Below are 463 nucleotides of genomic sequence, written 5' to 3'. Positions count from 1 at the left end.
AACATTTACCATTTGAGTATTTATACCGCAATACGTCATTACTAACTGATTTTCAGTGTTTTTAATTTTGATGTCTCTGCAATTATATGCATTTTTACGCAACATCAAGTACACCTTTTAAGGTACCAATTAGTATTTTATGATTTTGGTAACCTAAAGTAGTCATTATATGGTATAACACCTGCCTAATGGTTTATTTTACTTTATATGACTAGAATGGTAACTCATTATTGAAGCATCAAACTTACTAAAATTATGGCGTTTACGATAAGTTTTTTATTAAGAAAAGATAAGACAAACAAAAAAGGTGAAACACCAGTTTTCTGTCGAATTGCTCACCAAGGAAAAAGGATCGATTTTCAAACTGAGGTTAAAACACCTATGGATAGATGGCTACCCCCAGTGGTCAAGCTGGAAAAAAACGGCGATCAAATGTTTATTAAAGGTACTAGTGAATTTATTA

Annotated in this window: 1 protein-coding gene; it reads left to right on the top strand. The window is 31.3% G+C overall.

The features are described 5' to 3' along the window. Positions 1–255 precede the first annotated feature (255 nt). On the top strand, positions 256–463 hold a 208-nt coding region (locus Q0954_RS34450), incomplete at its 3' end, for an Arm DNA-binding domain-containing protein (protein ID WP_299466754.1).

It is taken from the genome of uncultured Microscilla sp., from assembly GCF_947493425.1.
Classification (GTDB): domain Bacteria; phylum Bacteroidota; class Bacteroidia; order Cytophagales; family Microscillaceae; genus Microscilla.
The sequence above is the reverse complement of the archived record's forward strand: the minus strand, read 5'-3'. Positions and strand labels throughout refer to the sequence as shown.